A 9,193-nucleotide genomic window follows, 5' to 3' on the forward strand; every position below is an offset into this window, starting at 1 on the left:
CCGGGCCCGGAACGGTACGATGAATTTCCCGAACTCGTTCTCTATGGCAAATGAATCGACGCTGTACACGGAACGGATGCAGTCGGGCGTCAGGATATCCTGCGGTTTTCCGTACCCGATCATCTTCCCCCGGTTGAGTACAACCACCGCATCAGCGTACCTGTACGCGAGGTTAAGATCATGGACGGCGACGATCATGGACGACTTCTGTTCCCGGGTGATCCGGCGCATCGTCTCCATGACCTCGATCTGGTACCGGATGTCGAGGGCGCTCGTGGGTTCGTCAAACAAAAACACCTGCGGGTCCTGGGCAAGCGCCCGGGCGATGAAGACCTTCTGCCGCTCGCCTCCCGAAAGTTCATCCATGAACTTGCCGGCAAGGTCTCCCATCTCAAGGGCGTCAAGAGCCTGCTGGACCCTTGACAGTTCCTCGTCCGACACCGACCACGTGATATACCTTCGTCGGCCCATCAGGACCGTCTCAAAAACGGTTGAATAAAGCGTATAGGAGAAACTCTGCGGAACATAGCCCACCCGTTTTGCCAACTCGGTGGGATCGATATTGCGGATTTCTTTTCCGTCAAGGGTGATCGTGCCTGCGGTCGGATCAAGGATGGTGGCGAGCGTTTTTATCAGCGTCGATTTGCCGGAGCCGTTTGGCCCCACGAGGGCGACGATCTCTCCGTCACCCATCTTAAAGGACACGTTGTCAAGTACCCATTGCTGCCCGTAAGCCTTGGAGATCTGATCAATGACAAGTTCCATACACAACTCCCGGTTAGTACAACCCCCGGCCCCGCGCTCTCATGATCAAAAAGAGGAAGAACAATCCTCCGATCACGTACATGATGACTCCTACCGGTATCTCTACCGGGCTCATCACCGTTCTTGCCGCAGTATCGGATATCAGGAGAATCACCGCTCCCATCAGCCCGGAACACGGGATCAGGTACCGGTGATCATTGCCGATGATCATGCGGCAGATATGCGGCCCCATCAGGCCGATGAAACCGATAATGCCCGTGAATGCGAGGCAGCACGATGCGGCGAACGTCGAGATCATAAGACCCGAGAGGCGCAGCCGGTTCACATTGATGCCGAGGTTCTTTGCCACGTCATCCCCGGCAGCAATGGCGTTTAAGTCCCAGGACATTCGTTCGAGAAGGATAAACGGAATCAGGGTGAGCGGGATGAGGAGCAGCACCGCACTCCAGCTGGCACCCCACATCCCCCCCATCAGCCAGACCACCAGATCGCGCAGCTGGTCGTTGTTGGTGATATACTGGAGAAAGATAAGCCCTGCCGAGAAGATGTAGCCGATGACCACACCGGAAAGGATGAGCGTTGCCTGGTTTACGCCCCGCGCCCGCGAGATCCCGTAGACAAGGAGCATCGAGAGCCAGCCGAAGAAAAATGCCAGGATAATGATAAAGGAGTTACTGCCGATGAGAACGAGTCCCCCGAGGATACCAGGCCCAATCACAATAGCTACGGCCGCCCCGAATGCTGCCGCCGAAGATAGTCCCAGCATGAACGGGTCCACGAGCGGGTTCCTGAGCAGTCCCTGCATCACCGTCCCGGCAACCGCAAGGCTGATGCCGGTAAGGATCGCAAGGATAATTCTCGGGAGCCGGAACCCGATCACGATCAGTTCTGCCTGCGGGTTTGAAGGAGACGGGATCGTAAAGGGAATCGAATCATACCATGCCCCCACGGCAGGGAGATACGTGTGCAGGAAATTCTGGACGGAAACAGCACACGCATGGGCAACCGATAAGACCGAATCCTCCGGCGAGATGGCAACCGTGCCAATCCCCGCCGAGAAAATCGCCGCTGCGATCAGGAGGAGCAGGAGGAAAACAATAAGCGTGATACGCCGTCCGCTTCCTGCTTTGTACAGGGAATGAACCGTGGATGGCGGGGCCGCATCGGTCTGTGTGATATCTGGCAAGGAAATCCTCTTTGTTTACCGGATGCTGTCAGGAAAACAGACCCACGGTGCAAACCGTGACAGGACATTCATTTACATCCCGATTCCTTTCACGAGCTCGGCAATCTGTTCAGCCTGAAGATCTTCAAGCCTGAGGTACTTTGCCCCGAGTTCATCCGAGAGGGTATGCGCAAGGCCAAAGGTGATGAAACTCTGCTCGGAATCGATCACAAACGATGAGATTCCTGCGTCCCGGATATGGGCCGCAACCTCCTTTGCATCATCAATGGGAGACCCGGAACCCATGCTCACGTTCGCCTTCCCGTCAGAGATCAGGATCATCCGGGGAATGGTATGGTGGTTTATCGCAAGTTCCCGCTGGAGTACCTCGAAACCCCGTGAGAGCCCGTGGGCAAGCGGCGTCTTTCCCCCGACGGGAAGCGTCTGCATGTATTTCCTTGCGAGTTCCACACTCGATGTCGGGGGCAGGAGCACTTCGGCCCCTTTTCCCCGGAATATCACGAGGCCGACCCGGTCGCGTTTCTGGTAGGCATCGATCAGGAGCGAAAGGATTGCACCCTTGACTGCGGTCATCCGCTGTTGCGCACCCATGCTGCCGCTTGCATCGACTACAAAAAGAACCGTGTTTCCCATTTTGCGCTCCCGGACTTTCTCGCGCAGGTCGGATGGTTCAATTTTTACCGCAAGTGCTCCCTCCCGCCCCCGCTGATGTGGTGCAGCTGCACGGATCGTTGCATCAAGTGCGATATCAGGGCCGGGAGTCTCCGGGATCCGGCTCCGCACATATTTTCCGTCCCGGGATTCGGTCACGCTCCTCCGGCCGTTTCCCTCGCGCCGGAACGAATCAATCCTCCGGGCGACTGCAAGCGGCTGCCGGTTAAGTTTGAACGGCGAGCCTTCCGCAAACTGCGTGGTGGTCGATCCATCCGGGGCCTGGCTCTCCTGCGGCTGCGGGTTGTGGGGATGCTCGTGCTCATGCTGCGGCTGCTTGCGATCTTTTTGTGATTTCTCGATGGACTGTTCCATCTTCTGCTGGTCCATCTGCTGTTCGGAGAACGGCCGGCGGCGCATCCGGTGGGTGAGGACGAGGGCAGCCGCTTCCCGTATATCGTCTTCGTTCACTTCGGTCCGGTTATTGTACGCTGCAATCGTTGCCGCCGTCTTCATCATCGTGATATCAGCCCGGTGCCCGTCCACGGCCATGTCGATGCAGATCTGCGCGATCATGGTGAACATATCGTCAGAAACAGTTACCTCGGGCAGGAGTTTCTGCGCACGGACGATGCGTTCACGCAGTTCCTGTTCAGAGGGCTCCCACGCCCGGATAAACTCCTCCGGTGTGTCTTCGTACTTCTTACGCCGCCGGATCACTTCGACCCGGGTCTCTGCATCGTGGATCCCGACGATATCCACGCAGAGCCCGAACCTGTCGAGCAGCTGGGGGCGCAGTTCCCCCTCTTCAGGGTTCATCGTGCCGATCAGGATGAACGCGGACGGGTGAACATAGGAGACCCCCTCGCGCTCGATGAAGTTCATCCCCATCGCGGCGGCATCGAGAAGGACATCGACAATATGATCGTTTAAGAGGTTCACTTCGTCCACGTACAGGATGTTCCGGTTGGCCTGCGCAAGGATGCCGGGCTCGAACTTTTTCTCACCGGTTTTTAACGCATGTTCGATGTCGAGGCTGCCCACGACCTTGTCCTCGGTGGCGCTGATGGGCAGTTCGACCACCCGCATTTTTGCAGATACCGTCTTTAAGGCCGGGAATTTTTTCTGGCAGTCAAGACACATTGCCTTTTTGTCTACCGGATCGCAGCCGAAGGTACATCCTTCCACCACCAACCGGTCCGGGAGCAGGTGCGCAAGGGCCCGGGCTGCCGTGGATTTTGCCGTCCCCTTCTCCCCCTTGATCAGGACACCGCCGATCTTTGGGTTGATCGCGTTCAAGAGGAGCGCCTTTTTCATCTGCTCCTGGCCGACTATCGCTGAAAACGGGTAGATCTCATCGAAGTGATGCATTGTATGTCACCGTATAAAAATATTGAAATTGTGATGAACTTTTAACCAGAATATCATTTCATAGTGTATTAAATATTTCATTTTTAAATTCTATTACAATCTCGTGTTAAATTTTTAAATATTCGTTATACGCAAACAGGAAAAATACCATAGCCACCACGAGAGAGACGCAGCCTGTAACGACGGCTGCTCAACCGGCAGCGGCCGGATCTGGGGAGAATCAAAAATACTATGATCATTACCGCAGTCATGTGGGGATCCTATGCCCCGATACTCAAACGTGCAGCGGCAGCGACCGGCTGCACGCTCCGCATCTTCCCGAACCGGGTACTTGAAGACAACCCGGAAAAAATGGACGATGTCCTTGCGGCGATGCGGACATCTGATGTGGTACTGCTGTACCATACCTCGGATATGTTCTGGGAGCAACTGGACAGGGAGGTAAAAGAGATCCGGAAAACCGTGCCGGTCATCTGCCTCGGTACCGACCCCCTCACGTGGGGTCTCTCGACCGTAGATACCTCCATCGTCGCTACGTGCCAGACCTACCTGACCAATAACGGCGATGAAAATTTCAGGAATCTCCTGCGGTATATCGGGAAGGTGGTCTTTAGTCAGGACGTTCCCGTTGAACCTCCGCTCGCGGTCCCGTGGGACGGCCTCTATCATCCTGACGCGCCGGAAGTCTTCCTCAATGCCGGAGACTACCGGGCATGGTACGCCCCGCGTGCATGCGAGGGGCCGTGGGTGGCGGTTCTCTTCTCCCGGGTCTCCTGGGCCTCGTCCAACTGTGCGATCGAGGACGCCCTGATCCGCGCCCTTGAAGCAGCCGGCCTCAACGTGATCCCGGTCTTCACGTACTCTATCCGCGACGACACGCTCGGCGCAAAAGGCATGGCCCGCGTTGTGGAAGAATATCTCGCCCCGGATGGCCACCCCGAGGTCGACGCCATCGTCAAGCTCATCCCCTTCCTGCTGGGTACATCCTCTGAAGAGGGCCACTACGGGAAAACGGCCGCCGCGAGAGGGACCGGCCTCCTCACCCGGCTTGGCATCCCGGTCTTCTCCCCCATCATCTCCTCGTACAAATCGCTCGAACAATGGCGCGAATCGTCCGGGCTCACGCTTGATACCGGCTGGGCGGTTGCGATGCCGGAGTTCGAAGGTACAATCGAGCCGGTCTATATCGGTGCCGGCAGCAGTAGTGCGGATGGCGAAAAACCCCGCGAGCCGCTCCCGGACCGTTGCAGGAAAGTTGCCGTCCGGGTGAAAAAATGGATCGCCCTTGCAAAAAAACCGGTGGGCGAACGCAAAGTCGCTTTCATCCTCAACAACAACCCCTGCGCGAACGCTGACGCCAATATCGGTGCCGCCACCCATCTCGATTCGCTCGAAAGCGTCGCCCGGATCCTTTCAAGCATGAAAGAGGCGGGATATGCAGTCGAGCCCCCGGCCTCAGGAAAAGAACTCATCGACCGGATTATGGAACACAAGGCGGTCTCCGAATTCCGGTGGACGACCGTTGACGATATCGTGGCAAAGGGCGGGGCGCTCATGCAGATGGACTCGGCCACGTACGGCGCATGGTTTGCCACGCTCCCCGCGTCCGTGCAGGAGCGGGTGAACGCAACATGGGGCACACCTCCCGGCGTCGGGATGGTGTACAATGGGAACCTTCTCGTCACCGGGCTCTCGTTCGGAAATGCGACCGTGCATGTCCAGCCCAAGCGTGGGTGCTTTGGCGCCCGGTGCGACGGGCAGGTCTGCAAGATCCTCCACGACCCGGACTGCCCGCCGCCGCACCAGTACCTTGCGACCTACCACTGGATCGAGGATATTTTCGGGGCGGATGTGATCGTGCAGGTCGGGACCCACGGGAACTTAGAGTTCCTGCCGGGAAAAGGTATCGGCCTCTCGGAAGAGTGTTTCCCGGACGTAGTGACCGGCGATGTCCCGTTCCTGTACGTGTACAATGCAGACAATCCGCCCGAAGGAACCATTGCAAAACGCCGGGGCTATGCGGTACTTGTCGATTACATGCAGACCGTTCTTGCCGGCAGCGGGTTGTATGGGGAACTCGAAGAACTGGAGCACCTGCTCGGCCAGTACGAGACGGCAAAGAACGACCCGGTCCGGGCACACGCCCTCCAGCACCTGATAATCGATGCGGTGACAGCGGCAAACCTCGATAAGGACATGCACCTCACCCACGACCTGCCCCTCACGGATGTGGTGAGCCGGGCACACGAGACGCTCTCAAAAATTCGGAACACGCAGATCGCGATCGGGATGCACATTCTCGGCGAGCTCCCGGAAGGGGAAAAACGGGTCGAATTTATCTTCTCTATCCTCCGGTTCGATACCGGCGATGGCTCGCTCCGCCGCGCCGTTGCCGGGGTGTTTGGCCTTGACCTGTCCGATCTTCTCTCCCACCAGGACCGGTTCTCCGAAACGGTAGGCCTGTCGTACGGGGCGCTACTGGAAAAAACCGACCGCGGTGCAAAGCAATTCATCCGGGCCGTGCTGAACGGATCGCTGCTCTCCCCCGACCAGATATTTTCCCGGCCGATTACTCCCGAGCAGGTACAGGTGCTCAACGGTCTTCGCACCCGGATCCTCGATATCGACCGGAGACTGGGGGCATCAAAAGAGATCGATGCGCTCCTTGCCGGGTTTGACGGGAAGTACATCCCGTCAGGGCCATCGGGCCTTGTCACCCGGGGCCATGACGAGGTGCTGCCGACCGGGAGAAACTTTTACTCGCTCGACCCTTACCAAGCCCCGACCCGGGCCGCGTGGCGCGTGGGACAACGTCTCAGCGACGCCCTGCTCGAAAAATACACCCGCGAAGAGGGAAAACTCCCCGAGAATGTCGGATTCTACTGGATGGCCAGCGATATAATGTCCTCGGATGGCGAGATGTATGCCGAGATCCTCTGGCTTCTCGGGGTCGAACCGGTCTGGCTTGCGAACGGCCAGGTAAAATCATTTACCATTGTGCCACTCGAAAAACTCGGCCGGCCCCGGATCGATGTCACGGTCAGGTCGTCCGGGATCCTCCGCGATAACTTTTCGAACTGCTACGAACTCGTGGACGAGGCAGTCCAGGCAGTCGCCGCACTCGATGAACCGCCGGAACAGAACTTCGTGCGCAAGCATGCCCGGGCCGCAATGGAAACCGAAGGTGTAAGTTTCCGCGATGCCACGTACCGGGTCTTCTCCTCAAAGCCGAACACGTACGGGAACGGCGTGAACCTTGCGGTCCTCGCGAGCGCGTGGAAGACGGAGTCTGACCTTGCAGATATCTTCGTTGCGTGGAACGGTTACGCGTACGGGAAAGAGACAAGCGGTGCCGCCGCCCACGAACAGCTGGCACAAAACCTCTCGACCGTCGCGGTCACGTTCAACAAGGTCCAGTCCGATGAGTACGACCTTCTCGGCTGCTGCTGCTATTTCGGCACGATGGGAGGGATGACCGCCGCCGCCCGCCATTATTCCGGAAACGAGGTAAAGCCGTACTACGGCGATACCCGGGAACCGGAACACGTCGAGGTCCGGGATCTCGCCGATGAGATCCGGCGCGTCGTGCGGACAAAACTGCTGAACCCGAAATGGATCGACGGGATGAAAGAGCACGGGTACAAGGGTGCAGCAGACATGATGAAGCGCATCACCCGGGTGTACGGCTGGGAGGCCGCGACACAGGAAGTAGATGACTGGATCTTCGATGACATCGCGAAGACCTTTGTCAATAACGCGGAGATGCGGAAATTTTTCGAGGAAAAGAACCCGTATGCCCTTGAGGAGATTGCCCGCCGGCTCCTCGAAGCCGAGCAGCGCGGGCTCTGGGATGCAGATGAGCAGGTGCTGGAGGAACTCAAAAGGAATTACCTTGAGGTCGAGTCGTGGATGGAAGACCTCGCCGGTGAGGGAGATTATCAAGGTGGCAATGTGGACATTGTCACAAAAGATGATATGACCTCATGGGGAGATTCCATGGACAGGATCCTCGCAAAAGTCCATGCTAAACATTCGGGGGCCCCGGAACATGCGATAAAACGAGGAGGACTATGAACGCAATCGAGACAAACGGCCTGACAAAATATTACGACAAACTCTGCGCAGTCGACCACCTGTCCCTGTTGGTGAATAACGAGATCTTCGCCCTCTTGGGGCCCAATGGATCCGGCAAGACGACAACGGTGCTGATGCTCACGACCCTGCTCCGCCCGACCGAGGGAAGCGCCGCGATCTGCGGGCACGATGTCGTGCGGGAGGGAGAGGAAGTACGAAAACGGTTAAGTTACGTGCCGCAGGACATGGCCGTCGACATCAAACTGACCGGGCGGGAGAATGTCCTCCTCTTCGCCCGGCTCTACGGGATCGCAAACCCGAAGGAAACAACCGATGAGGTGCTCGCGATCATGGAACTGTCTGACCGGGCCGATGACCTGATCCGGACGTACTCGGGAGGGATGCGGCGCCGGCTGGAGCTCGCACAGGCGCTCGTGCACGAACCGGACGTCCTTTTCCTGGATGAACCCACCATCGGGCTCGATGTGACGGCACGGAAAAAGATCTGGGAGCACATCAGGCAGTTGCGGAAAAATGGCATGACGATCTTTGTCACCACGCACTACATGGACGAGGCCGACCAGTTCTGCGACCGGGTCGGGATCATCAGCAGGGGCGCGATCGTGGCACTCGACACACCTGCCGCATTGAAGGCACAACTGGAAAAGGACGTGATCACGGCAAAGGTCTCCGGCTCCCCGGGCCCGGTCGAGATTGGCGGAGTCCGGTGCGTCGGTCAGATGAACGGCGAGATTACGTTTACCGCAGACAATGGCCGGGAGGCGATGCCGCTTATCGCTCGTGCGCTTGAAACACAGGGGATTATGGTCACGTCCCTCTCAATGCGGGAGCCGACCCTCGACGATGTCTTCCTCCACGCGGTGGGGACTGCCGAAGAGCCCGGGCATTTCGACTACCAGCAGTTCAGAACGATGTTACGGAGGCGGAAATGAGAGGTGTAAAAGATTATATCGCGCGGGATATGATCAAGTGGTTCCGCAGCCCGGTCTCGGTCGTGTCCATGCTCGTCATGCCGGCGGCCTGGCTGATCTTTGTGGGGCTTGCCCTGCCGGTCAGTTTCACCGGCAATTACCTGGACTTTATCACGCCGGGCATTCTCGTCATGACCATGCTCTCGTCCTCGCT

The 9,193-nt window shown here is 58.0% G+C and carries 5 protein-coding genes and 1 pseudogene; 3 read left to right on the forward strand and 3 right to left on the reverse strand.

The window, feature by feature from the left end; translation table 11 throughout:
- The 3 genes from ACLQMU_RS06115 to ACLQMU_RS06125 all read right to left on the reverse strand — a co-directional run.
- A partial coding sequence (locus ACLQMU_RS06115; protein ID WP_443673610.1) for an ABC transporter ATP-binding protein occupies positions 1-765 on the reverse strand: 765 nt, incomplete at its 3' end.
- Between the two features lie 13 nt (positions 766-778).
- Positions 779-1,951, reverse strand: coding sequence for a FecCD family ABC transporter permease (locus tag ACLQMU_RS06120; protein ID WP_443673611.1), 1,173 nt, complete (start codon positions 1,949-1,951; stop codon positions 779-781).
- A 72-nt stretch (positions 1,952-2,023) separates the two neighbouring features.
- Positions 2,024-3,973, reverse strand: coding sequence for a putative cobaltochelatase (locus ACLQMU_RS06125; RefSeq protein WP_443673612.1), 1,950 nt, complete (start codon positions 3,971-3,973; stop codon positions 2,024-2,026).
- 231 nt (positions 3,974-4,204) lie between these two features.
- On the opposite strand from ACLQMU_RS06125, the gene cobN reads away from it, so the two are divergent.
- The 3 genes and pseudogenes from cobN to ACLQMU_RS06140 all read left to right on the forward strand — a co-directional run.
- Positions 4,205-8,047: a cobaltochelatase subunit CobN gene (gene cobN, locus ACLQMU_RS06130; RefSeq protein ID WP_424719072.1), complete on the forward strand. Its 3,843-nt coding sequence runs from the start codon at positions 4,205-4,207 to the stop codon at positions 8,045-8,047.
- The gene (locus tag ACLQMU_RS06135) at positions 8,044-9,000 is read left to right on the forward strand and encodes an ATP-binding cassette domain-containing protein (protein ID WP_422176468.1); all 957 of its coding nucleotides are present in this window, start codon (positions 8,044-8,046) and stop codon (positions 8,998-9,000) included. The genes cobN and ACLQMU_RS06135 overlap by 4 nt, the downstream gene beginning before the upstream one ends.
- A pseudogene (locus ACLQMU_RS06140) lies at positions 8,997-9,193 on the forward strand (ABC transporter permease); the annotation flags it as partial. The gene ACLQMU_RS06135 and the pseudogene ACLQMU_RS06140, both read left to right, overlap by 4 nt.

The organism is Methanoregula sp., from assembly GCF_052325125.1.
In the GTDB taxonomy this organism is placed as follows: domain Archaea; phylum Halobacteriota; class Methanomicrobia; order Methanomicrobiales; family Methanospirillaceae; genus Methanoregula.